This is a genomic window from Micromonospora sp. NPDC049359 (assembly GCF_044466585.1).
Taxonomy (GTDB): domain Bacteria; phylum Actinomycetota; class Actinomycetes; order Mycobacteriales; family Micromonosporaceae; genus Micromonospora.
This window is the reverse complement of sequence record NZ_JBITMW010000001.1, coordinates 266,075-290,475: the sequence shown is the minus strand read 5'-3', so window position 1 is coordinate 290,475 and position 24,401 is coordinate 266,075. Positions and strand designations below refer to the sequence as shown.

The window sequence follows — 24,401 nt, the reverse complement described above, 5'->3', positions numbered from 1 at the left end:
CCCCTTACACCTCGGCCTTAGAGCCCGCGTCAGGGTCGGAGCGGTGCTGGGCGTGGAGCGCATCCGCGGCGATGTCCGTGATCTGCCCGATGAACGCTGGGTCCGTCATGTAGGACTGGATCTCATTGGCCTCGTTGACCGTCTTCAGCACGGCGAGTCCGACGGCACCGCTGAATCCGTCAGACGCCTTGAGCTGCGCGACGGTATTGTTCTTTGCCATCGCCACCGCCTCCTCGTTCGCGTCGAGGAAGCCCCAAAACGTCGTGATGAAGCCCGAGACGCTTTTGGGGCTCACGTCGACGCCCTTGGCCTTGAACATCTCGTTGACCTTGTCGATGGCCTCGCCCAGCGGGCCACGCTTCGGCGCGGCGCCTCCCCTGTGCTCGCCGTCGAAGTTCGGCAGCCGGATGCCTTCGCCGTCCCCCTCGCTCAGCGAGTGGTCCTCCTCGATCGCGGAGGGCACGAGCTTGACGCCGGAGAGCTGCACGCCGTCGAGGAAGCTGTCGTCGCGGTCATCACTATCTATATGAAGGTTGCGGACTAGCAGGGTCGCAAGGATCGCTCGACGGTGCAGCTCCGGGTCCTGGTAGTCGACGATCTGGCTGAGAAACTGCCAGGCGTTGCGGTAGGCGAGCACGTCGGCGCGGAAGGACTCCAGATGCTCCTTCTGCGCCTTGTCCTTGGCCAGAACCGCCTGTCGCCACTGGCCGCTCCAGCGGTTCTTGATCGGCGACAGGGACTTAGCGATCGCCTCGCCGCCGGCGTCATTGAGGAAAGCGTCGGCGACGGCGTTCATCTCCTCGTGGGTGTAGAGCCCGGCTGTGTCGAGGCGCTCCCCCACCGTGATCAGCGCATTGGGGTCGACGTCGCCGTCGACATGCGCGTCGGCGTAGTAGAGCTTGAAGTCCTGTTGGACGCTCGCCGGAGTGTTGCGGAAGTCGACGACCATCGGCGCAGTCTTGCCGGGGCAGATCCGGTTGAGCCTGGAGAGAGTCTGCACGGTGGCGACCCCGGAGAGCTTCTTGTCCACGTACATCGCCATGAGGCGCGGCTCGTCGAAACCGGTCTGGAACTTGTTCGCGACGATGAGGACGCGGTAGACGCCATGCTCGCGGAATGCCCGACCAACGTCGCCGACGCCGTTCAACGACACCTCGGTAACGACTTCTTCATTCTCGTCAATGAGAGATCCGGAGAACGCTGTGAGGGTGTGCAGACTATAGCCCTTCTCGGCGATGTAGGCGTCCATCTTCCGCGACCAGCTCAGCGCTTCCATGCGCGAGTTGGTGATAACCATTGCTCTCGCTTCGCCGCCGAGCATGTGCATGACGTTGCGTCGAAAGTGCTCGACGACGACCCGAACCTTCTGCGCGATCGCGGTCGGGTGAAGCCTCGCGTAACGGACGATGCTCGAGACTGCCTCGCCGGTGTTGACCTGGACCTCGCTCTCCAACTCCCCGCCCTCAAGAATGCTCTTCACCCGGAGGAACATGTCGTACGTTGAGTAGTTGGACAGCACGTCGAGGATGAAGCCTTCCTCGATCGCCTGGGCCATCGTGTACGTATCGAAGGCCTCCCAGCGGCCGTCACGCTCAGTGCCGAACAGGCGCAGCGTCTTCGCCTTCGGGGTCGCAGTAAGCGCGATGAAGGTGATGTTGCTGGAGGCCGCGATGGCCGAGTCCTTGGCCATCAGGAGATCGTCAGCGCCGATGTCGTCCTCCCCTGCGTCCAGCTCGACATCGGCGAGCAGCTCCTTGAGCTGGCGCGAGGTGGAGCCCGACTGTGAGGAGTGCGCCTCGTCCGCGATTACGGCCCAGTGCCTGCCGCGCAGTTCCTGGGTGTCTTCGATAAGCTTCATGACCTCAGGGAAGGTCTGCAGAGTGCAGGTGATGATGTGGTCGCCGTCGAGCAGTGCCTTCTTCAGTTGCGGCGACTTCGCGCCGGATTTCTCGCCAACGGCGACCACGAGGCCCTTGCTCGACTGCACAAGGTGCATGTCATCGCGGATGTTTTCGTCGAGAGCCGTCCGGTCGGTGACAACGATGACCGAGTCGAACGTCGACTTCGAGTCGGCGCTCATGTGGCGGATCAGGCGGTGGCTTAGCCACGCGATCGTCTTGGTCTTTCCCGAGCCCGCCGAGTGCCAGATCAGGTAGCGTTTGCCGGTGCCGTTCGCCTCAATATCGGCGACCACGCGCTCGACCGCACGCAGCTGGTGGAACCGGGGAAAAACGAGGCGACCTTCGTCCTTCTTGCCCGGCTTCCCCGGCTCGAAGAGCGCGAAGTCCTTGAGGATACGCATGAAGGTCGGGCGGGCGAGGATCTCGCGCCACAGGTAGTTAGTCGACGAGCCGGTGGCCGACGGTGGGTTGCCCTCGTGGCCATCATTACCCTGGTTGAAGGGCAAGAACACCGTGTCCCCGCCCTGCAGCTTCGTCGTCATGTAGACCATGTCGTTGGAGACCGCGAAGTGCACAAGCGCCCGGCCCGGCGCGAGCAGCGGACGGCCCCTCCCCGGCTTGCGGTCCTCCTTGTACTGGCGGATCGCGTGGTTGACGGTCTGCGTGTTGTCGGTCTTGACCTCGAGCGTGGCGACCGGCAGGCCGTTGGCGAGGAGCACGACGTCTATGCTCTCGTTGGTCTTCGTGTCGAACCGCACCTGACGCAGGATCCGCAGCCGGACCGAGTCGGCCGCCTCGACGACCTCGATCAGGTTTGGGTTGGCCGGCGGGAATGCCATGATCGGGCCGAACTTCGCGGCTGGACGGCCGATCTGGGCGTATGAGAAGCCCTTGCGCAGCACGCCGAGCAGACCGCCGACCGGGTGCCCGGTCGTCGGGTCCATCCTCGTGGTCTTGCTGAGCTCCTTGGTGATGTGCTCGAGGAGCCTCCGCTCCGCGTCGGTCTTCTGCTCACCGACCAGGTTGCCGGGGACTGCCTTCTCGTACTCGTCCGGGTACTGCGTATTGAGCCAGTGCAGCACGTCGGCTGGCACCATCGCGAGGCCGACGTCCCAGCCCGTCGGCTTCCCGTCGTCCTCGTACAGCCAGCCGCGCTCGGTCAGCTCGGAGCAAAGGTTCTCCTCGAACTCTCGCTCCATCAGCTGGGCATGGCTCATGCTTTTACCCCTCGGTCGATCAGGATGTTGGTGATCAGCGTTCCTCGCCGTTCGATCAGGAGCCGGCGAAGCGTAGAGACCTTGTCCAGCATGCGATCGATACTCGCCGTCACATCGTCGAGTTGGTCTGCGATCCGCTTTTGTTCCTCAAGCGGGGGAAGCGGAAGTGGAGTCATATCGAGAGCCGTCTTCGTGACCCGCTGAGCGTTCGGGCGAACCCCTGTGCCGATCGTTCCGAAGTAATCGACGTAGCGAGGGCTGCGGAGTAGGTGATGGACGTAGCGGGGATAGAAGCGCGGCGAGATCCAGAAGGCCTTGTAGTCAGGGCTGATGTAGCCCATCAGCGACGAGACCCCCAGCCCACCATGGTTGAGCCACATCATGTTGGCAGCCAGTTGGTCCGGTCGAACCACTCGGTAGTTCGACACGTCTAATGAAGCCTGCTGCCCGTCGGTGCGGGTGTTCAGCTCGACGCCGCGGTACTCCGAGATCGAGAGCAACGGGCCGATCGGGTCGTCGCCGTTCCTCTCAGTGCTTTCGAAAAAGTCATAGCCGAACTTCGTGCGCCCCCAGTGCTCCGGAACTCCCTGCAGCGGAGAGCGCGCGCCCTCCACGCTGGAGTAGTCGTCGGTCAACCCGAATACTGCAGCGGTGTCCGCAGTTCGCTGACGAAGAGCATCGGAGAGTTTGTCGAGCGTCGCGATCATACTGTCGACCTTCGCAAGGCTGGCTGCGATCTCGCGCTGCGTGTCGATGTCAGGCAAGAAAACACGCATGGAATCGAGCATCTCGGGTTGCAGATCCCACTGATTGGGGCGAATTCCCTTCGAGATGCTGGCGTAGAAGCCGATGCAGTGAATTGAGCGCAACGCGTAATGGAGGAAACGCGGATCATCATCCGTCTGTGGCTTGTAGACGAAGTACGCCGGGGAGACGATTCCTCGGAGCGAAGAAACACCCAGCGAGCCCTGCCATGTCTTCATCTTGTTCAGCACTAGATCGCCAGGTTCGACGAGCTGATACGCCGACATGTCCTCGCCGGCGCGGTTCCAGTTGTCATTGCGCTCTGACTTCTTGATCACTCCGTAATCGCGATATACCGACAGAAGCTCCTCAGTCGGGAAGCCCGTCTTCTTGTCGCGTTGATAGAGGGTCCAGAAGGGAACTGACTTCCAACCCACCGCCTGCGTCATGATTCGTGCACCATTGCAAACATGGCGGCGAGTTCGCCCATGAGCTGGGAAATATCCGCATCGATCTCCGCGAGAGCACGTGGCTCCTTCGGCGAGTAGAAGGCTCGCTTAAACGCGATCTCGTTGCCATGCTTGGCCTTGGTCGTGTCCCAGCGGGCGTCTGGGACAAACGGCAGCACTTCGCGCTCCATGTGCTCTGTGACATCTTCGGTCATCGGGATGCGTTCAGTGATCTTCCACCCATCGGCGACGACCGGTCTCCCCTTGCGGTCGACTGCAGGGAGTGCTGACTCGTCGGGTACGGCCATCGCGTCCATGACGGCGTCGACCAGGCCCAGCGGAGCCTTCAGACCTGCCGCCTTCGCGGCCTGCGGGAAGTTCTTAGGCAGCTCGTTCCAAGCCGTCCCGTCAAGCGATCGAAGTACCTCAACGTGAGCATCGGTGAACTCACGACGGGCCCGGAGCGCCTCGACCGCCTCGTCGCTGAACCGTGCTGCCAACCGCGCTTGCTTGAAGACCGGGATGTCCTGAAACATGAAATCTTCGGGCGTCAGGATGCGCGAGATGGCGGGATCGGCGTTCTCGAATGCTTCGTACGCCTTGACCAAGATCTCCCGGTGCTGCTGGAGCATCTCCCGACGCTTCTCGCCCATGGGCCTGCGCAGCAGAGTCCAGTGTTCCGATCCATCGATCAGCTGGATCTTGCCACGGCGATCAGGATCCTTATTCGTATCCAAGAACCAGACGTAGGTCGCGATGCCGGTTCCATAGAACATGTCGGCGGGCAGGGAGACGATTGCGTCGATGAGGTCCTCTTCGAGTAACCACTGCCGGATCGCGCTGGGACCCTTGTCGGCTGCGAATAAAGGAGACGCATTGGAGACGACGGCTGCGCGACCGCCTTGGCCATCCCTTGACGCAGGGGTGAGTTTGGAGGCGCAGTGAGCCAGGAAGAGCATCTGGCCGTCAGCGGTGCTTGGGAGGCCGCGGCTGAATCGGGAGCCGGGTGTCTTCGCCTGATCACGCACCGACTTCTCGTCCGCAGACCAGTCAGTGCCGAACGGAGGGTTTGAGAGCACGTAGTCGAAGGTCTGCTCCGCGTAGAGGTCCTCAACGAGGGTGTTGCCCTGCTTGATCGCGTCCGGGCGGCCGCCCTGGATGAGCAGGTCCGCCTTGCCGAGGGCGTACGCGGATGGCATGAGCTCCTGCCCGTAGAGCGTGACGTCGATCGTTTCGTTCATGCGCCGCAGCGCTTCCTGAGCGATGAGCAGCATGCCTCCAGAGCCAGCCGTCGGGTCATAGATCGACCGTGCCGTGCTCTCCCCGGCAAGGGTGTCGTCGTCGTTCGCGATCAGGATGTCGACCATCAGCTTGATGGCGTCGCGGGGGGTGTAAAAGTTGCCGGCAGCCTTGCCCTTCTTGTTGAAGGCCCGGTACATGACATCCTCGAAGACGTCGCCCATGCCCGTGTTGCTGAGACTGCCGGGGCTGAGGTCGAGCGTGGAAAAGTGCTTGACGACGGCGTGGAGGCGGTTGGCGTCGGCGAGTACCTTCGCGCGCCGGTTGAAGTCGAACGAGACCCAGATGTCAGCGATGTTGTTTGAGAAGCCGTCGATGTAGCTCTTGAGGGACTTGTCCACGTTATCGTCCACCGACGCGATCGTCGCCAGGTCCAAAGGCGAGACGTTGTAGAAGCCGAGACCGAACCGGTCCTTGACCGCTATGTCGATGAGGTGCTGGGGCAGGCCGGAGAACGCGTCGACATACTTGATGACGTCGTCTTTGCTGTCGGTAAGCATGCATTCCAGACGCCGGAGCACCGTGAACGGCAGGATGTAGTCGCCGTAGTCCTCCTCATCGACGATGTTGCGCAGGTACTTGTCGGCCGTGTCCCAGACGATCCGCGCCGTCGTCTTCCTAGATGCTGTCGACTCGGCCATGCACACTCGTTCCTCATCGTCGCGGTAGTGTTTTGCATCAAGGACTTTACACGGAGCGCTGTATCAGAGATGTGACACCCTGCCTCATGTCCGAGGCGACCCCGGATGCTCACGGCACACCGACCGGCGACGACCGAGCAAGGATTCCCCAACTTGGACGGCCTGAGGAAACGGACCAGGAGCAATCCTGACACCGCCTCTCAGGCTGACTCAACGCTTCCGGTCGAGACGTAGTCCGCTCTGGTCGCCTCGGTGCGCGCCCAATCCGGTTCGGGGTGATGGTTACCAGCCCGGCGAGCTGGCCGATGGGGGTGGGTTCGGCGGCTTGTGCGGCCTGCAGGCCGCCGCACGCGCCGTGTGTTCCGCTTCCCCTCATTAGGCGGTCCGCTCGTCGGGGGTGGGCTGGTGGCGGGTTGGGTATTGGTCGTCGTGGTGGGTGTCGGTGTAGGGCAGGTCGATGAGGCGGTGACGGCCGGTACGGCCGGGTAGTTGCCAGATCTGGTGGGCGGGGCTGGCGGCGCGGGCGGTGCGTAGTTCGGCGGTGGTGGTGGCGATGACCGCCTTCGGGTCGGTGCCGGCGAGGCGGTGGTGCAGGTTCGCCTCGCGGCGGGCTGAGGGGAGGTGGAACAGCACCGGCCATGCCCAGGTGCTCAGGAGGTAGAGCCGCTCGTATCTGATGATTTTGTCGATGAGGACCTGCAGGTTCTCGCCGCTGGTGTCGTACTCGAGGAAGAACGGCACGGACCGTCCGCGCTCGGTCCATATCCCGGCGCCGTCTGGGCGGGGGAAGCCGGTCGCTCCGGCGATGATGATCTGCGGATCGCCGCCTTTCCGGTAGAGGGTGCCGGGTTCGTGGTAGGCGGATGCGGGCTGCCAGCGGACCAGGTCGCTGTCGGGGTGGGTGCGGGCGTGGGCGGCGAGGTCGATGAAGACCTGGTTGCCGCCGAGCAGGTGCGGCAGGTCCGGCCGGCGGGTGAGGGAGTGTTTGCGGCGGCGGGCCTGGTCGCGGCGGCCTCGGGGGAGTCCGCGTTGGACGTGGACGTGGTCGTAGCCGAGTTGGTCCAGGACATAGTGGTAGGGGTGCGAGCCTCCGTCTGCTTTGTTGGGTCGGAACCGGTCGACCGCTCGCAGCAGGGTGAGGCGGCGGAGGCGGCGTTGGGTGAAGTCCAGGGATGGGAACAGGGCGGCGGCGATCTGGTCGGTGGTGAGCACGCCGTGGTCGTAGAGCCAGCCCAGGAGCCGGTCGTCGCGGGCGGTGATGCTGGCCTGCAGGCGCAGCAGCGGGTCCGCGGCGGGTAGGTGTTTACCCATGGGCACAAGCCTTTGGGGAAAGACCCGAGACTGGAGGGTCTGTCTGGAGCGCTCCCACACTCCTGACGGCGGGGCTGACCTGGGCTGTGAGCGGCCGTGAGGGGTCAGGTTGGGGGTCAGGATCAAGACGGACGGTAGAACGGAGATCGGCACTGACCGCTGAAGCGCCGGGCACAACGGGTTCGGCCAGACGGCGCGGTAAGGGTGGGTGTGAGTCGGGCCGGTGACGCTGGTGAGGTCCGCGGTGCGGGGAGATCATCGTTGTTGCTCCAAGGTCACAGGTGCGAGTGGGTGTGAGGTTGGTGCGCCCCGGGGCTGCAGCGGGCGAAAGCAACCGGAGGTCCGTAGTCGCTGTCCGCAAGCCTGGTTGGACATGCCAACCTGCCTGGTCTCGCGCGTGTGACGAACGTCCGGTGATACGGGCAGTCAGCCAGCCGTCGATCGAAGTTGGTCACAGCGCCTGCGACCTGCGGTGTGAGAGCCGCACGCGTTGCCGTTCGGGTTCGAAGCGAACAGCAACCTCCGGTAGTCCTCCTGACAGTGACCGGGTAAGCGCTTCGGTGGGCCGCCCCGGTCTGCTCCTCGACCGGCCCGGGTGGGCCGGTCGAGGAGCAGCGGTCGGTTGGTCAGGGGCGCGGCGGGTAGTGGTACTCGCCGTCGGCGACGGATTCCTCGTAGGGGCGCTCGGGGTCGTAGATGGGGTGCGGGGCTCGGGGCCGTACCTCCTTGAAAGTCACGGTGTCGGGCGGCCACTGCTCGGGGGTGTGGGGAAGGTCGGTCAGGGCGAGGCGGTGTGTCTCGCCGATCGGCTGCCAGACCGGGTCGGCCGGATGGCCGTGCTCGGGGTTGCTGGTGACGACGGTGAGGTGCCGCGTGTTGCGGCGCTCGAGGTAGCGGCGCAGTTCCTGCTCTCGCTGCGGGTCGGCGGTATGAAGCAGCAGGGTCGCCAGGCCGGTTTGTTCGGCCAGGTGCCGGTAGGCGTGGACGCGGTAGGCGAGGTCGGCGGGACGGATCTCGGCGGGGTCGGGCTGGTACCAGAACGCGTGGCGGTTGCGGTCGTGGATGTACTCGCCGTGCCAGGCGGCATGTCGCGCTGCGGTGACGTGTCGGCAGGTGCGCGGTGACCCCCAGGTGCGGAGGTCACTCCTGGGTTCGGTGAGCGCGCGGGTCGCGAGGTCGACGAAGAAGGCGTTGGCCTGCAGCATGCCGGGCAGCTCCGCGTGTTCGCGGAGCCGGTCGCGGGCCCGGTAGGCCTGCGCCGGTGTGACGTCGTGGTCTTCGTCGAGTGGGGTGAGTTGGGCGCCGATCGGGCCGAGGCACCACGAGGTGTCGGTGGTGGCCGCGGTGCTGGTGTTCCAGAGGCGGTCGATCCCGCCGCGGCGGGCGAGGATCGTCAGACGTCGGGTGGCTGACGCCGTGGTGGTGGCGAAGCCGAGTGCGGTGAGCTGCGCGGTGGTCAGGACGCGGTGCTCGGCGAGCATCTCGACGGCCCATCAGTCGGGCAGTCGCATGCGGCCCGCTTCGGCGAGGAGCAGCTCCGCCGGGATCGGTCGGGTGGACGGGACAGTGAACTGGGGATGGTAGGTGGTCGCCATGACCGGTACCTCCAAGATGGCACCACCCCGGATAGAGGGTGGCAGGGATGGATGAATGCCTGGGCGACCGCGTCGATGCGGCACACCTCGGGCGGATCACGCCACCGCGGTCGTGCGTCGCAGCGCGTGACGGGGCAACGGCTCGCCGGTTCCGTGCCCGGGCACGCAGCTGGCTGGTCCGCGCGGCCGGATCACCGGCCGGTCGTGCGGTACGGCGAGAATCCGAGCGCGGCTTGTGGCGCCGTCATTAAGGAACCGCCGTTTGTGTGCTCTGGCGAACGCCTGCCCCACTCACAGCCACTCACAGCCACTCACAACGAGGGGTTTTCTCAGTTGAGGTGATCCGTCCCAGGAGCCTCACCGGGGAGGGTGACGGCGCCGCGAGAAGAGGGAGCCGGCCTAGGCGACTGCTGTCGAGGTGGCGGTAGTGGTGGCGAGGCGGCGGCGGCTGGCGGCGCGCAGACTGGCCCGGCGTTCGGCTCGCGCGGCCAACGCCTCGGCGGCCTGCGGGGACGCCGCGTCGGTCAGCATGCCGTTGGCGAGGGCTTCGGCGAGGCGGGTGTCGATGCGACCCAGCCGCATGCGCAGGGCGTCGGTGCTGATGCCCATCTGGGCCGCGATGGGTTCCATGGCTCGCCGTCCCAGCCGTACGTCGATGTAGGGCTGCTCGTCGTCGGCGTCGAGGATCCCCAGGCGTGCCGCGCGGCGTACCAGCACGTCCGGATGCCCGTAGGGCACCCGCGGGGTCCGGGGCCCCGTGACATGCTCTACGTCCTCGACCGGAACGAACTCGTTGGCCTGCTGGCGCAGCGCGTGCCCGGCGCGCCACCCGGCCCGGCACAACGACGCGTACGGTGCCCGGCGGGTCACATCCACGTGGTCCCGCAGCGCCGCCAGGAATCCCGCGAGGATCTCCGCGCTGATGTCGTCGGGGTCACCGCGGTAGCCGTCGGACAACCGTCTCGCGTAGCGGCGTAGCGCCGGCATTGCCATGCCGACTGCGGCGATGACCCACTGCGGCCCGTCCAGGCGGGCGCGACGGATCAGCTCCCGCCACACCGCGTCGCGAGCGGTGTAGGCGCGCGGGTTGGCCAGTAGCCAGTCCCGTAGCGTCGGCAGCGCCACGACGCCTCTTGGCGGGCCGTCATCCGGACCGAACTCGTCGAGGTCGAGGGACAGGGGCACAGGGTTGCTGGTCAGCGCGGCGAACGCGACGTCGATGGCGTCCAGGGGTGCGGCAGGGAAGATCGTGTCGGACACACTCATGATCAGTACTCCTAGGCTCGTGAGGCCATCGGGCGTCGCCGCCGTGTTCTGGCGACGCTGGAATGCCGATTACGCCACGACTGACTCACAGGCACTCACAGCGCAGGTCAAGCCGGCTTTCGCGCCCAGCCGGCCGCTGCGGTGTCTCGCGCGAACTCCGGACGCGAGGCGGCACTAGGCAGGCGATGCGGGACGGGTCGCGGTACGCCTGAGCAGGGCTGTGAGCCACTGAGGCACGCCAAGCGCGGCACTTAGACGGCTCAGCGACGAAGCTGCGATGGTTGGGCCCCACCACCACTCACAGCGACTCACAGCCGCTCACAAAGACTCACAGCGACTCACGGCGGCGTTGCACCCGCTGCCAACGCCCGAACGCCGACGGCGACGCCGGTGGTAGCGCGAGCCCCGACCACCTCCTGCGTCCCCGGGGCGGGGCCATCGTGCCTGGCACCGTCCCGTGTTGGTCGCCGGTGCAGGCACCAGTGATGAGGACTCCACCGGTGACGGCTGCCTTGTCCGGGAACGGGCGACCCGGTGTCAACGGTGGTGATCGATGGACATCTTGTCCCTGCATCCGGCGGTGACCGTGTCCGAAAGGACAAGAACGTCGGCAGTGGCGCTACGTCACCTTGTCCGGCCACGCGATCGGCCGGCGGTCACATGACGTCGAGATCTGTTGACCGTTTCCGTGCGCGCGGCCATGGCCTCAAGGCGGGAGGAAGGTGTCCTCAACGTCCGGCCAGAGTGTCCGCGGCGTCGCGCATGTCATCGATGTTCGTCGTTGACAACGTGTCCGGCGTGGTTGCTGAGCAGGGCGGGGACAGTTTGGCCACGCGCGTGTTCCTGGCACGGAGTGACGCTGGCGCCGACCGCGACAGTCCGTCCCGTGGTGGCGGTGGTCAAACCGGCATGACATCCCTGCGCCGCATGGACGAGCGTCTCAACCGTCCGCAGGCTGTGTCCGCGCCTGCCGGGTAAGGACATGTCCGCGGACATCGTGTCCATCGACCCCCAAGAGTGCCTGACTGGTCGTCGCCGCTGGACGTGTGACACGCGAGCGCCCTGGCCGAGCCCTCAGGGGACACGCTGTCGCGGCATTCGTGACCGCCGCACCCCCGCCGTGTCACCGATTCCTGCCACTGCCCGGGTGGTGGGCGCCGAGGCGGTGGCCCATCCGCGTGGGATCGGCGCCAGCCCCTGGACGGGTGGCCGGACGGGCAGCGCTGTGAGCCTCTGTGAGTGGGTGGTGAGTCACATAGGCGTTCGCCAGAGCACACAAGTGCGGGTTTACAGATGTCAGCGCCTCACCGGCGCGACGTGAAGCGCATCCGGCCTCACCGCGGTGCGCCCCGCGCCTGAGCCTGTACGCCCGTACTCACCGCCGAGGAGATGACGATGAGATCGTCAAGACGCACTCGAAACCTGTCACCTCAGTCCGGAGAAGGACCGGCCGGCGGTGAGCGGGAGCCGACGTGGACGGCCGAACGGGTCCGCGCCCTGGGCGCCAGCACCGACCTGGCCACCGCCGCGGCGGTGCTCGGCATGTCCCGCTCCGCCGCATACAAGCTGATCCGCCGCGACGCGTTCCCCGTGCCGCACTTCCGCGTCGGCGCCCATTACCGGATACCCACGGCCCCGCTGCTGGCCACCCTGCACCTGGACGACCGCGACACGTCCGCGCCGCAGCGGAACCCCGACGCCCTGGAGTCACCGCCATAGGCGCCCTCCCGTGCCGACGGACACCACCCGTGCAGCCTTCGTGCCACAGCCACGCGGGCCCTCTGCTCCAGCCCTCCCACTCTTCAGCCGGACCCTGTCGTGACGGGATCCGGCGACTTGATCGTGCCCGCGGATGACGCGTGGATGTCGATCAGCGGAAACCGATGCACCCCAACCTGATCGAGGAGCACCACCTGCCATGCCTGACGGAAGCATTTTCAAGCGCTGCGGCTGCCGCCACCCTGACACCGGCAAGCCGCTCGGCAACGACTGCCCGAAGCTGCGCCGCCCGAACCGCTCCTGGAGTTTCGAGCACGGCCACTGGACCTACCAACTCGAACTTCCACCCACCGCCGACGGCGGGCGTCGGCAACTACGCCGCTCCGGCCTACCCACCCGCCGCGCCGCCGCCGACGAACTCGACCACGCCCGCGACCTGCTCGCCCTCGCCAAAGGCGACCGGCGCCGCCGGACCGAGATCGGCGACCTGCTCCAGAACGCCGCACGCACCAAACGGCCCCTGCCCGAGGTCGACCGGATCCGCCAGCGGCTGCGCGGCGACGGCCCCCTCGCTGACGCGCCCACCGTCGCGGACTATCTCACCGGCTGGCTGACTCACCTCAGCGTGGACGACAACACCCTGGGCGGCTACGAGTCCATCGTGCGGGTGCATTTGATCCCGCACCTCGGCGAGGTTCCGCTGGACAAACTGCGCACCAGCCACGTCCGTGCCATGTTCGCCGCTATCGAACGCCGCAGCGACGACATCCGCGCCGCGAGGACCAGCCCCGATCCGGCGGTGCGCAGGTCCGTCGCCCGGGTGCGGCCCACCGGCCCCACGACCCGCCAGCGCATCCGCGCCTGCCTACGCAAGGCCATCAACGATGCCCTCGCCGACGAACTGCTCGTCGGCTCCAACCCGGCCGCGCTGGTCAAGACCCCGGGTGACCGACCGCTGCCGATCGTGTGGGAGGACGAACGCGTGCAGCGTTGGAAGGACACCGGCGAGGTGCCCGGACCGGTGATGGTGTGGACCGACGCGCAGGTCGTGGACTTCCTCGACCACGCCGCACGGCACGCCCCGGACCTGCATCCCATGTGGCATTACATGGCCTACCGCGGACCCCGCCGTGGCGAGGCCTGCGGACTGCGCGACAGCGAGGTCCGCCTGCACCGCCGGGAGACCACCATCAACAACCAGATCGCCACCCACGGCTACACCCCCGTGCAGAAACCCCCCAAGAGCAGGGCCGGAAACCGTGACGTCGCCCTCGACACCGACACCGCGAAGGTCCTCACCGCCTACAAGGCCCGCCGCGCCGAATGGCAACTCGCCGCCGGCCCGGCGTGGCCCGACACCGGCCTGTTCTTCGTCCGCCCCGACGGAAAGCCCTGGCACCCCAACGCCGTCACCCAACGCTTCCGCCGGCTCATCCGCAAGGCCGGCCTACCGCCGATCCGGCTGCACGACCTGCGCCACAGCGCCGCCACCATCGCCCTCGACGCCGGCGTCGACATCAAGGTCCTTTCCGACCAACTCGGGCACTCCACCACGACCCTGACCCGCGACACCTACCAGAGCGTGACCAAGCAGCTGCACCGGGACGCCGCCGACGCCGTCGCGGAAAAGATCAACAAAAGGCGCCGCGGTCCCCGCAAGGCGGGGTGAACCCACCGTCACCGAAGCGGTAGCGGCCGGACTCCCGGTCAGGCGAGCGAACACGCGGGGCGCTGTAGGTCCTGGACCGGATCTCTGGGATCAGCGGGGCGCGGGGGCATCGCGGCGGGCGGGCGACGCTCGTCGCGCCCGGCACCGGGACAGTCCCGTCCGAAACCACGGGTTACATGGCGCAGGATCGGCCACGGTTCGGTTCGTGTGGCTATCGCCCGGATCGAACGCCCAGACATCTGGCCTGCGAGCCACCGGTGGGAGTGTTGATCTAACGGTGTTTCCGGCCTGACCCGTCAGGCGTTGTGCCTGGTGAGGAGGGTGCCGTGATGACCGCGACGCTGAACGACCAGACCGGAAGTAGCAAGCGGCCCGAGCCGTCGGCGGAGGCAAAGGCCGCCGCCGAGCTGGTGCGGGCTGCGAAGGAACAAGGGCTTTCGTTGACGGGCCTGGACGGGCTGCTCAAGCACCTGATCCGCACCAGGTTCCGGCTGACCTCACGGCGCTACTGGGACGAGTTGAAGCGCGACATCAAGCCGATCTACGCCGCAGTCAACGTCGACGCCGCCCGAGCGGCGTTCGACGACCTGACCGACAGGTGGCGCGGCCGATATCCGGCGGTGATCCGCTTGTGGCACAACGCCTGGGCCGAGTTCATCCCGTTCCTCGACTACGACCTGAAAATCCGCAAGGTCATCTGCTCCACGAACGCGATCGAGTCCCTCAACGCCCGCTACCGGCGGGCTGTCAAGGCCCGCGGCCACTTCCACAGCGAGCAGGCCGCGTTGAAGTGTCTGTACCTGGTAACCCGGTCCCTGTACCCACCGGAGCAGGCAGAACCCGATGGACGATGCGCTGGAAACCCGCGTTGAACGCCTTCGCCATCACCTTCAGCGACCGCTTCCCGGCCGCTGAAACCTACTAACCAAGATCGCCGGAAACACCGTTAGCGAGACAGCCCCTAGTGGTTTGCTCGATCCAGGTGTCGAGCTCGTGTGGGCGGTGGGGGTTCGTCACGAAGAAAGGGTCTCAGTCTCCGCGTGGAAAGGCCAGTTGCTAGTGGCTGGCGGGGCGGGGTAAGGCGGAGTTCGAAGAGCGCCGTCAGGTTAGGGTTTGGGTCCTTGGTAGGTCACGCGGTGTAGCGTCGATTCGCCTGCATCCTGCCAGCTGTCGATAGGGGTCTACATGCGTGAGGTTCTACGTCGGTCGGTGCGGGCGATCCTGTGGGACGAACGCAATCAGCTCGTGTTGATCAAAAGGACGAAGCCAGGCCAAGCCCCTTACTGGACCGCGCCCGGTGGCGGCCTTGAACCGACTGACGCATCCCTCGATGCAGCCCTGCGCCGCGAGCTGCGGGAGGAGTTGGGCGCGGAGGCAGAGCAGCTTAGCCAGGTCTTCTTGTTCAGCTCACCGTCCGGGGAGGGGGTGTCCGTACAGCACTTCGTCTCCTGCCGGCTCACCCAGGTAGACGAGAGCGCTCGCACGGGTGCGGAATTCACTGATCCGGGCCGCGGTGGCTATGCCCTGGACCGAGTGGCCGTCGACCGCCTTTCTGAGGTGGATCTGAAACCTGAGGCTCTGAAAAATTTCATCCTTGCGAACACTGACGCGTTGCTATCGGACTTCAGCTAAGGCGGGCCAGGTCCCTGCCGGTGCGAGCGTGAATCGGCGCGCAGCTTCGAACACGTCCTGAGGGCGATTCGCTCCGGCGGTGATGGCTGCGACCGCGCCGATGAACACTCGGTGCGAGACGATCAAGGCGGTGTTTCGTCCGGCGAGGTGCCCGAGGACCACTGCGGCGGCCATCGCCCGTCCGTAGAGCGCTGTGAGGCTCTCGCCCCCGGCCAGGGCCGAGTCCGGGTCGCGGAGCCGGTCCGTACGCCAGGTCTGGTACTCAGATGGGTACTCATCAGGTCCTTTACCGAGGACACAGTCGGGGGCGCGCCACTCGGCGTAGAGCGGGTTTGGGGTGGCGCGCGGCACGCCGAGCAGCGCGGCCAGGATCTCTGCGCTTGTGGCGGCGCGCGGATGCGGGCTGGTCAACACGATTGCAGGCTGGACACCTCGGTCACGAAGTGCGTGGGCCGTGGCGGCAATCTGTGCCGCGCCGCGCGCGCTGAGGGGTGTGTCGGGGCGGGCATGGGCGTGGGGGCGGGTGATTCCGTCGCGGCTGGTTCCGTGGCGGATCCAGAGGGTCGTCATGACAGGTGCCAGCCGCCGTCGACGTTGATCGCTTGGCCGGTGATGAATCCCGCTTCCGGGGTGGACAGGAACGCGATGGCGGCGGCGACGTCCGAGGGTTGGCCCCGTCGTTTGATGCACTGTCGGTCGAGCTGGCGTCGGACCATGGCCTGGTGATCGAGTACGACGCTGTGTTCTGCGGGAACCTCGATCGAGCCGGGCCGCACGGTGTTGACGGTGATGTTGTGGGGGCCGAGTTCGCGGGCGAGCGCGCGGACGAGTCCTTCCAGGCCGCTTTTCGCGGCGATGTAGCCGGCGAGGTCGACGCGTCCAAGCTGGGTCATGACTGAGGAGACGACGATGATGCGGCCGTAGTCGTTGGCGATGAAGGCTGGTGTGGCGGCGCGGATCGCGGCGGCGTGCGTGACGAGGTTGAGTTCGAATTGGTCGCGAAGGACGTTGAGGTCCGTCCGGCTCCAGGGGATGCGTGGGTACGCGCCGGCGTTGCTGATCAGGACCGCGAGTTGGGCGGCGTGTTGCTCGATGGTGGCGCGGAGTGTGGTCTGGGTGTCGGCGGCGGTCAGGTCGCCGGCGATGGTGTGGGTCTGTGCGCCGTGGCGGCGTGCGGCCTCGACGACCGCGGCGAGGTTGGTGTCGTCGTATCGGTGGGTCAGGATGAGGTCGAAGTCGGCGGACAGCTGGGCAGCGATGGCCGCTCCGATGCCTGTGCCTGCTCCGGTGATGACGGCGATGGGGCGGCTCATAAGGGCGGCTCCGCTGGCGTCTGAGTGGTGAGTGCGAGAATCTGCTCCAGGTCGGCGTCGGGTGCGTAGAGGTCGGCGAGGAGGCCCAGCGACAGAGCGGCGTCGCGGGGTTCCAGGAGCTGAAGTGGGTATACCGCGAGGATTCGCATAGCGAGGTACGGGCGTATCCAGGTGAGTAGATCCGTGGCGACGGAGCGTGCGAGCGGCCGGGCGAGCGTCGTGAGGTATCGGGTGATGGCTTGCTGCCGGGCCGGCGATGGTTGGTGCTGGTAGTCGATGCCGACGGCTCGGTGGGAGAGTCTTCTGAGCCGTACGGTGGGTTCGACAGCTTCGGCGAGTGCCTTCCTGTGGTCGGTGTAGGCGTCGGTGTTGTAGTGAGGGACGAGCCAGGCGCCGTGCAGTCTCTGGTACCAGAGGAAGCAGGCGATCTCGCCGGGGATGGCGTTGAGGCCTGCGGTGTCGTAGTCGAACCAGACGGGCTGGTTGTCGGCGTCGAGGCCGATGTTGAGGTCGGTGGGGTCGCCCTGGGTCATCGCGGCCCAAACCTGCTCGTCCGGGTGGAAGGCGTCGCGTAGCTCGCTGACAAGGGCAGGAAGGTCGAGCCGTCGGGGCTGTCCGTTGACCGTGAGGGTGGTCTCCCGCAGCTCGGAGGGCCGGAGACCGTCGGCGTCGGTAAGTTTGAGCAGGATTGGGTTGTGGCCGTAGTAGTGGTCCAGCCTGCCGCCAGGCTGGGCCCGGTCGCGGTAGAGCTTGCTGTTGGCGCGTGTGGCGGGGACTCGGCAGATGGTCGCGTCGATGGTTCGGCGGTAGTGCCGGAAGATCGCGTCGAGCCCGCAGTCGAGGTTGGCCGCGCTGTCGGGGCCGGTGGACGTGAGGGCGTCGAGGAGCAGGCCGGTGTCGGGAAGATCGGGTTGGTGGCGGTCGTAGAGGGTGAGGGTCCAGTGCCCTACGCGGTGTTGGGAATGCAGCCTCGGTAGCCGGTAGTGGTGGCGGATTCGGTGGTACCCGGCGACTTCGGCCGCAGCCTCCATGGGGTTCGGGTTCACCTTGGCGAAGAGGCGGTGTGCGCCGATGTCGAGGTGGAAGGTGCGGTTCATGGTGAAGCGGCGGTAGCGGCCGACGCGGATCATCGTTGCCACCAGCCGGCGCACTGCCCCGCAAAGTCGGCTACGACTTTGGCGGGGATGGCGCGAAGGTCACTCGCGGTGGCCCAGAGAGTGTCGTCGTAGCGGTCGCGCACGGGACACGCGTCGGCGAGCGACATCAGGTGCGAGAACGGGGTGGCCACCGCGTGGTGGCCTGGTGATCCGGTGATCCACTTGGCGTAGCCGTGCCGTCCGTAGAGGCCGACCACATGTGGCTGGGTGCCGTCCGCTCGGATGGTGAGCGCGGCGAGATGGGTCAGGCCGGTGTCGTTGCCGATGACCAGCTCGGCGGCGGCGAACAGGTCAATGCAGTCGACCGCCGTTGGTCCGTGAAGTACCTCAATCTGCCCTACGGACGCCGGAGGCTGGTGGCCCGGTGGTGTCACCAGGCTGAAGCGCCAGGCATCCGAGTGGCGGGCCGACAGATGTTCGGCGAGGGCGACGAAGTTGTCGATGCCGTAGTCCTTGCGGTCGGGGCGACTCGTCGTGGCTACGAAGATCACGTGGAGTGGCTTGGGCGCTGCGACCGATGACCGGAACCTGGGGGACGGGTCATCGGATGCGGGGAGCCTGATGCCGAGGGCTTGCTCGATGTGGAGGTAGTAGCGCATCGGCAGCGCGGCATGGACCTCGACAGTGTCGGCGTCGATGAGGTCGAGCAGCGTTGGAGGCGATTCCGGTACCGCGTCGAATTCCAAGGCGTCTTCGCTGCCGAGCGTGCCCAGTTGGTGCCCGTCGCCGCCCGTGACCGTTACTGGAAGGGTGCACCGGGCGATCAGTTCCGCTCGGCTGCCGGCGTACTCCAGGGTTCCGAACTGATCGTGTGTGGCGTCGTGAAGCGCCTGTGCCATGGCGAGGCCGAGCAGCAGGTCGCCGAGTCCGCGAGAGCCGAAGTCGGCACGCCACCCGGTCTGACGCACCGCGTCGAGGTGTGCCCGCCGGGGTGGGGTCTCTCCGTTGGCCCGGCGGTACGGCAGGAGCCGGCCGAGTGGCGCCTGTTCACGTCGGACGAGGTACCGCCCGCCGCGGTGGCACACCGGTTCCTCGACGAGGGTCACAGCGTTGTCAGTACGCACAGCGGGACCCCATCGCGCTCGAGTAGCTGTCGGCCCTCGCCAGCGGTGTCTTCGACGAGGCAGAGCACGCCGGTGATGTCGGCGCCGGCCGCGCGGAGTGCCTCGACGAGATTGGCCAGAGTGAGCCCGGTGGTGATCTCGTCGTCCACGATGAGGACGCGCAGTCCTTCGAAGTCGCCGTAGGCGAAGACCTCAAGACGCCGGGCATGCGGCTCGTGGAACACGAGCTTCCCGGGTAGGTCGAGGTTGACTTTCCAGGCGAGCCGGTACTGGCTACCACTGGCCCAGGCCACCGCGATTGTCGGCACGATGCCGCCGGCGTCTAGGCCCAGGAGAAGATCGTGCGGCCGGTACGCCGGGTGCTCGCACCATCGCTTCCACAAGTTGCGTCCCGTCGCCAGGACCTGTTCGGCGGCCACGTCGGTGCGGATGCCATCAAGGCCGTGGACGACGCGGATCGGACGAGTGGTGTCTCCCACCCCGAGCCGGGTCACCCGATCGGCGTGCAGAACATCGTCAAAGGCGGTGGTCATCGAGGATCTGATCCTTCCGTCTGGGGCGTGTTGGACGCGACCGAGCAGCCGAGCACGTCGTGGTAGGCGAGGATTTTGGCGGCGGCTCCGCAGACCCGACGGGAGAGGGTTTCGTCCTGCCGCCACCGGTCGCCACTGACCTCGGCCACCGACGGGAGGTCGATGTCGGCGTCCCGATGGCTGGTGGTGAAGGCGAGACGGACCTCCTCGCTGGCGTCGAGGTCCACCCCGTCGGCGCGCAAAATGATCTTCATGATCAGCACGACGTGCTTGTAGACAGCGCGGACATCGGGCTCGGGGTTCGCGGCGAGCCGCCGCAACACCATCGCCACGAGCGGCAGCTCGCCGCGTGAGGCGCGGTCGTCGGTTGGTGCGTCGAAGGCGTTGAGGACGAGGTCACTTCGGCGGTAGAGCAGGCCGCAGCCATCGCGGGCTATCTGCCGCACCGCGTGCAGTACTCGGGGTGGGACCAACCCGGCGAGCATCTCCCGGGTGGTGAACGACGACAGTGCGATCTTCTCCCCGGCCGGTCCGCTCTGGGGTACACGCCTGGTCTGGAGCCAGTGCAGCGGCAGCGTGTCGCGTACAACAAGGAGGTCGATGTCGCTCCACCCCGATTGCCAGCCCTGATGGGCGAGGCTCCCGGTGGCGGCGACGAGCGCGGTCTCAGAATCGGTCAGTCCGGCGACGCAGTCGGCGAGTATCGGTTGCAGGGCCTCGGGGATGGCCGTGCCCGCGTGCGGTGGAATCCTGGCCCCGGACCTGGGGTGAACAACTTCCGTGACCGCCCTCTTCAGCGCGGCCAGGCTGTGGCCGTTATCGATGACCGTATCGGCGATCGACGCGATGCGGTCTCCGCCCCGGCTTTGCTTGATCGAGTCGCGGGCGGAGAGCGACTCTATTGCCTCGGTGGCGCGCTGCGCGCGAAGCCTGTCCGGAAGGCGGAGGAACACAATCTCGCAGCGCGCACCCCAGATCCTGCGGAGGTGTGCTGTGGCGTCGAAGCGGTGCGCGCTTTCCAGGCTGATCCGGTGCGAGCCCGGGTTCATCGCGGCGAACCGCAGGACCTCTTCTGTGAGCATCTGCGCCTGGGTTAGCTCGTCCCATTCGCGATACGGATCTGCCGCACCAAGCCGATCGGCGGCAAGCTGCATGAGGTAGCCGATCTTCAGCCGGGTGGCTGTGTGCTCCGTGCGTAGCAACTCACCGGCCGTACTCTTACCACTCTCAGACATACCAGCGAGCACCCATAGGTGCTGGATCCGGTCTGGCTGCAGCGGAACGACGGGCACGTCGAGTTGCGTCAGGACTTTGCGGATTTCGCACTGCACATCAAGGAGTGGGCGCTGCCCGCGCACCACGATGGCCTGGTAGTCCCCGCCATCGACTTGAAGGTCGATCGCCTCGGCCAGTCGCCGCTGGTACTCGACGTAGCGTTCGGTGGTCGGCACAGGCTCGCGTGCCACGGCGTGGTGCGCCTCGGCGACCGGCTGGTCGCTGTGGCGCAGCAGCAGGTGTAGCTCACGGCGCGGCGCGGGGGCATAGCGACGTGCTTTGGCCTCAACTTGGGCGAGCGCCTCGGCGGTGGAGATGCCGTCCTTGACCGCCGCTGTCGCCGCGCAGGTCGCCACAAGCATCGGCCAACCGCGGTCCTCCAAAGCCAAGGGGCCGCCACCGGCACACCGTGCGGCGTGGGAGCTGAAGACGAGGTCGATGTGTTCGTCGGTGGTGCTGTCGACGAACCACCACTGACTGAAGTCTCGTCGCGACACCTCGGCCCATCGCCGGTCCCACCGATCGACTGTCCCGGTGAACTCGACATCTGGCATCGCCGACGCCAGCCAGCGGGCGTTCGTGGTCTTGCCGACATTGTCGGCGCCGTTGAGGGTGACGGCGATCCTCATCGCCGCTCCCGATAGCTCTTGAGCGTGCGCCAGTGAGGAATGCGGCGGCGACCTTCATAAATGTCAAGCACAAGGGTGTCGAAGGCTTCGGTGAGCTCGGTGAACTGCTGGAGCGCCAGCGAAGGATCGACTTGGTTCGGGTCCAGCTTGGCGGTCTCCGAGAATCGCCTCCACCGAACCCACGCGATGGCCATGCGGTCGATTACGGAGCCGATCGTCTCGGTGTGCAACGGTGCCCCGCCCGGAGACCGGATCACACGCTCAACCCAGGAATCGATCTCCCCGATGAGAGCGACGCGCGTGGCGTTGAGACGATCGATCGATCTCTTGGCAGCAGCCACCACGTGGTCGTCAGCGGCTGGGTCGCGGGAGATTGTCTCCGCCGCCCATTGTTCGCGGTGGTGCGAGGCGAGCCGGGACGCCGTGTAGAGGGGCACCGCCCAAGCCTCTGGCAGAACCTGCGGACGGCCGCCAAACGTGCTGGTGATCAGGTCAGAGGTGGGCAGCGGTGGACAACGCTGCGGGTCGGGGGCGAGTGGTGGGTCACCGACGGAACGGAGGGGCATGGGTGAGCCTCCTTGATCCTAGGTAGGGCGGCGGCTGGTGCTCGGCCTGTCAGGGCCGGAGGGTGGTGGCGGTGTCGGTGGTGTGGCCGCGTTCGAGGATGAGGACAATGGAGAACAAGCCCGGCCGGCGCCCGCTCAGCCGCTCGTGCGCGGCGAGGATCTCGCCACTGTGCGAATTGACCAGCAGTTGGGACGTGGATCCGTCGGCGGTGATCGTGAAGGTCAGGCCGGTGCGGCCGACGATGTCGGCGCTCGGTCCTCGATAGGTGATGCCGGGGATGGCCGCGAGGACGCGCAGGCTTGTGGCCCGTTGGGCTTGGTTGAGGTACTGGGTGCTCGCGAGTGCGACGACGCCGTTGGCGAGTAGCCGCGGGTAAGCCGGTTCGTTGGCCAGTTCCCTGGGGGCGAGCATGTCGGCGAGGGTGTGCGCATCACTGGGCAGCGGCTCGGACAGGTACGGATGTAGGCCGCCTGACAGGTGCTTGGTCGTTGCCTCAGGCGCCTGCGTGAACAGGGCCGGCTCGTGGCGCTCGGGTTGGTGGTTCAGTCCCGGCAGGTCGGGGAGGCGTCGAACCTTTTCCTGGCCCGAGCCGTCGATGTCGCGGCGCCATTGGCGCAGGTCGGTGCGGGTGATGGCGTTGGTGGCGCGGGTCCAGGACTGGGTGTGCAGGTAGGTGTAAGGGCGAGCGGTGGTGGTGTCGCCGGGCGTGGCGGTGACGGTGTTGGCGAGGGCGGTCAGCCGTTGTGACGGCGTGAGACCCGGCCCGGTAGTGGCCGGCTGCGTGGCGACAGTCCGGCTGTCGGCTATTGCGGGCGGCGTTGACGCGGGCTTCTGGTGGGCCGGGGTGGTGGTGTGGCAGCCGGTGAGGAGGATGCTGCCGAGCAGGCTGACGGCCAGGCGGCGGGCGGGGGCAGTCGGGGTGGCTATCACGGTGTCGGGGTTCCTCCCTGGCACTGAGCAGTCGGTGGCGACGGCAGTGCTGGCGTTGTGAAGGTGAGGGCGCTGACGAGTCCGGTGAGTGCAGGGAAGGCGATGATCTGTCCGAGGGGGGTGGGCGGGTTAGGCGTGCTGGTCTTGCCAGCGGTCATCGACCGGGCGCGCGGGATTGGCCGGCATGGTTTTGCTGGCGTGGTGGGGGTTGCGGCGCATAGGTCGCAGGCTCGGCCCGTTCGGCACGGTGAGGGGCGGGCGGAGCATGTACCCATAGCGGGCGAGCAGGTGCTCCGGTTCTGCGGGAACGGCGGTCCAGGAGGGTATGCCGATGCGGTCGAGGCAGGCGCGGTGATGGCTGAGCAGGGCGCTGCCGCAGCCGGCCTTCTGCTGCTTTGGGGATACGGCGAGGAGCGCCAGGTGGTAGTGCGGTTCGGTGGGCTGCTGCTGTGCGATCAGGCACTCAAGGGCGGTGAAGCGCTCAGCGTGTGCTCCGGCGGCCTCCACGAGGCGGGTCGGGTAGTTGGCCGGTGGCGGGATCGGTCGGTAGCGGTGAAAGCCGACGATGGCGGCGGTGAGGTCGTCGGTGAGGTGTACGTCGCCGAAGAACATCGCGTGCTCCACCCACACCGCGATGACGTCGGTCATCACCTGGCGGCGCTGCGCCGCGTCCGGTACCAGCCAGGCTCCGAGCGGGCTGGGGTGCAGGGCGTCGGCGATCAACGCGGCGACGGCCTGTCTGTCTGTCCAGCGGGCGGCGCGGATACGAACGCTTGAGTCCACGGCGTTGTCGTCCCTCTCGACGGTCTATCGGTAGGTGGCGGTGGCGAGGTCACCGATCGCGGCGTCGACGGCGGCGGTGATCTCCCGGATGGGGCGGTGGTGTTGGGCGGCGATGGTCTTCAGGTGAGCGGTGAGGGTGGCGATGTCGTCGTCGAGGTAGAGATGGTCGGCGAGGCCGAGGACGGCGACGAGTCCGGCGAGCGCGGCGGTGTGGTTGTCCGGTTGCTCACGGCCGGCGGCGAGGTAGCGCAGCCGGGCGCGGGCGACGACGGCCCACTTGGTGTCGGTGGCCAGGTAGGCGTCGGCGCGGACTAGGCCGCCGAGGCGGCGGCGGGCGGTATGGCGCAGGATCCCGGCGGCGACGAGTCCGGCGCGAGTGCGTTCGTACAGGTCGTCGGCGAAGCTACGCAGGAACGCCTTCACGGTCGGGGTGGTCCGGGAGTGATGGATCGCGGCGAGGGCGGTGTCGGCGATCAGGTCACCGACTGCCCGATCGGAGTTCAGGCGTAGCCACCTGTCCGCGGCCGGATGGTCGCCGTAGGAGTCGAGGGTGACCCGTCCGGCGAGGAACAGGTCGATCAGCACTGCGCCGGCCATGCCGAGGGCCAAGGCTTGACGATGCAGGTGCGGCTGGCCGGTGTCGTCGTGGTGCCCGAGCAGGAACAGCTCGTCGCGCAGCGACAACTGAGGTATCGACGCGGTCATCA

At 67.0% G+C, this 24,401-nt stretch carries 19 protein-coding genes and 1 pseudogene; 4 read left to right on the top strand and 16 right to left on the bottom strand.

All coding sequences use genetic code 11. From position 1 onward, the window contains the following. Positions 1-4 precede the first annotated feature (4 nt). The 6 genes from ACIBTX_RS01435 to ACIBTX_RS01410 all read right to left on the bottom strand — a co-directional run bounded on the left by ACIBTX_RS01435 (position 5) and on the right by ACIBTX_RS01410 (position 10,423). On the bottom strand, positions 5-3,118 hold the full coding sequence (locus ACIBTX_RS01435) for a type I restriction endonuclease subunit R (RefSeq protein ID WP_396831870.1): 3,114 nt from the start codon (positions 3,116-3,118) through the stop codon (positions 5-7). Next, entirely contained in the window at positions 3,115-4,311 is a 1,197-nt protein-coding gene (locus tag ACIBTX_RS01430) for a restriction endonuclease subunit S (RefSeq protein ID WP_396831869.1), read from the bottom strand. Before ACIBTX_RS01430 ends, ACIBTX_RS01435 begins: the two co-directional genes overlap by 4 nt. Continuing rightward, positions 4,308-6,251, bottom strand: coding sequence for an N-6 DNA methylase (locus tag ACIBTX_RS01425; RefSeq protein WP_396831867.1), 1,944 nt, complete (start codon positions 6,249-6,251; stop codon positions 4,308-4,310). The genes ACIBTX_RS01430 and ACIBTX_RS01425 overlap by 4 nt, the downstream gene beginning before the upstream one ends. Positions 6,252-6,626: 375 nt before the next feature. Further along, positions 6,627-7,562: a replication-relaxation family protein gene (locus tag ACIBTX_RS01420; RefSeq protein ID WP_396831865.1), complete on the bottom strand. Its 936-nt coding sequence runs from the start codon at positions 7,560-7,562 to the stop codon at positions 6,627-6,629. A 626-nt stretch (positions 7,563-8,188) separates the two neighbouring features. Continuing rightward, positions 8,189-9,043, bottom strand: a complete 855-nt coding sequence (locus tag ACIBTX_RS01415) for a replication-relaxation family protein (protein WP_396831863.1) — start codon at positions 9,041-9,043, stop codon at positions 8,189-8,191. Between the two features lie 513 nt (positions 9,044-9,556). Continuing rightward, positions 9,557-10,423: a hypothetical protein gene (locus tag ACIBTX_RS01410; protein WP_396831862.1), complete on the bottom strand. Its 867-nt coding sequence runs from the start codon at positions 10,421-10,423 to the stop codon at positions 9,557-9,559. A gap of 1,395 nt (positions 10,424-11,818) precedes the next feature. Between ACIBTX_RS01410 and ACIBTX_RS01405 the strand changes: the two genes are divergently transcribed. The 4 genes and pseudogenes from ACIBTX_RS01405 (at position 11,819) to ACIBTX_RS01390 (ending at position 15,443) form a co-directional block, all read left to right on the top strand. Continuing rightward, the gene (locus ACIBTX_RS01405; protein WP_396831861.1) at positions 11,819-12,142 is read left to right on the top strand and encodes a helix-turn-helix domain-containing protein; all 324 of its coding nucleotides are present in this window, start codon (positions 11,819-11,821) and stop codon (positions 12,140-12,142) included. A gap of 199 nt (positions 12,143-12,341) precedes the next feature. Further along, positions 12,342-13,811, top strand: coding sequence for a tyrosine-type recombinase/integrase (locus ACIBTX_RS01400; RefSeq protein WP_396831860.1), 1,470 nt, complete (start codon positions 12,342-12,344; stop codon positions 13,809-13,811). Positions 13,812-14,278: 467 nt separating this feature from the next. After that, positions 14,279-14,736, top strand: a pseudogene (locus ACIBTX_RS01395) (transposase); the annotation flags it as partial. A gap of 260 nt (positions 14,737-14,996) precedes the next feature. Then, entirely contained in the window at positions 14,997-15,443 is a 447-nt protein-coding gene (locus tag ACIBTX_RS01390) for an NUDIX domain-containing protein (RefSeq protein WP_396831859.1), read from the top strand. Here the strand turns inward: ACIBTX_RS01390 and ACIBTX_RS01385 are convergent. The 10 genes from ACIBTX_RS01385 to ACIBTX_RS01340 form a co-directional block, all read right to left on the bottom strand. Then, entirely contained in the window at positions 15,426-16,013 is a 588-nt protein-coding gene (locus tag ACIBTX_RS01385; protein WP_396831858.1) for a histidine phosphatase family protein, read from the bottom strand. The genes ACIBTX_RS01390 and ACIBTX_RS01385 overlap by 18 nt on opposite strands. Further along, positions 16,010-16,756 (bottom strand): SDR family NAD(P)-dependent oxidoreductase, encoded by a 747-nt coding sequence (locus tag ACIBTX_RS01380; protein WP_396831857.1) that lies wholly within the window; start codon positions 16,754-16,756, stop codon positions 16,010-16,012. Before ACIBTX_RS01380 ends, ACIBTX_RS01385 begins: the two co-directional genes overlap by 4 nt. Further along, complete coding sequence (locus tag ACIBTX_RS01375) at positions 16,753-17,907, bottom strand: hypothetical protein (protein ID WP_396831856.1); 1,155 nt, start codon at positions 17,905-17,907, stop codon at positions 16,753-16,755. The genes ACIBTX_RS01380 and ACIBTX_RS01375 overlap by 4 nt, the downstream gene beginning before the upstream one ends. Then, entirely contained in the window at positions 17,883-18,959 is a 1,077-nt protein-coding gene (locus tag ACIBTX_RS01370) for a glycosyltransferase family 9 protein (protein ID WP_396831855.1), read from the bottom strand. Before ACIBTX_RS01370 ends, ACIBTX_RS01375 begins: the two co-directional genes overlap by 25 nt. Then, positions 18,956-19,510 (bottom strand): phosphoribosyltransferase, encoded by a 555-nt coding sequence (locus ACIBTX_RS01365; RefSeq protein WP_396831854.1) that lies wholly within the window; start codon positions 19,508-19,510, stop codon positions 18,956-18,958. The genes ACIBTX_RS01370 and ACIBTX_RS01365 overlap by 4 nt, the downstream gene beginning before the upstream one ends. Then, the gene (locus ACIBTX_RS01360) at positions 19,507-21,414 is read right to left on the bottom strand and encodes a hypothetical protein (protein ID WP_396831853.1); all 1,908 of its coding nucleotides are present in this window, start codon (positions 21,412-21,414) and stop codon (positions 19,507-19,509) included. Before ACIBTX_RS01360 ends, ACIBTX_RS01365 begins: the two co-directional genes overlap by 4 nt. Beyond that, entirely contained in the window at positions 21,411-21,851 is a 441-nt protein-coding gene (locus tag ACIBTX_RS01355; protein WP_396831852.1) for a DUF4254 domain-containing protein, read from the bottom strand. The genes ACIBTX_RS01360 and ACIBTX_RS01355 overlap by 4 nt, the downstream gene beginning before the upstream one ends. 178 nt (positions 21,852-22,029) lie before the next feature. Next, positions 22,030-22,911 (bottom strand): hypothetical protein, encoded by an 882-nt coding sequence (locus ACIBTX_RS01350; RefSeq protein WP_396831851.1) that lies wholly within the window; start codon positions 22,909-22,911, stop codon positions 22,030-22,032. Positions 22,912-23,040: 129 nt separating this feature from the next. Continuing rightward, positions 23,041-23,694 carry a GNAT family N-acetyltransferase gene (locus ACIBTX_RS01345; RefSeq protein WP_396831850.1) on the bottom strand — a complete coding sequence of 218 codons (654 nt, stop codon included), beginning with the start codon at positions 23,692-23,694 and terminating at the stop codon, positions 23,041-23,043. Positions 23,695-23,718: 24 nt separating this feature from the next. After that, positions 23,719-24,399: a GPP34 family phosphoprotein gene (locus ACIBTX_RS01340; RefSeq protein WP_396831849.1), complete on the bottom strand. Its 681-nt coding sequence runs from the start codon at positions 24,397-24,399 to the stop codon at positions 23,719-23,721. Positions 24,400-24,401 lie beyond the last annotated feature (2 nt).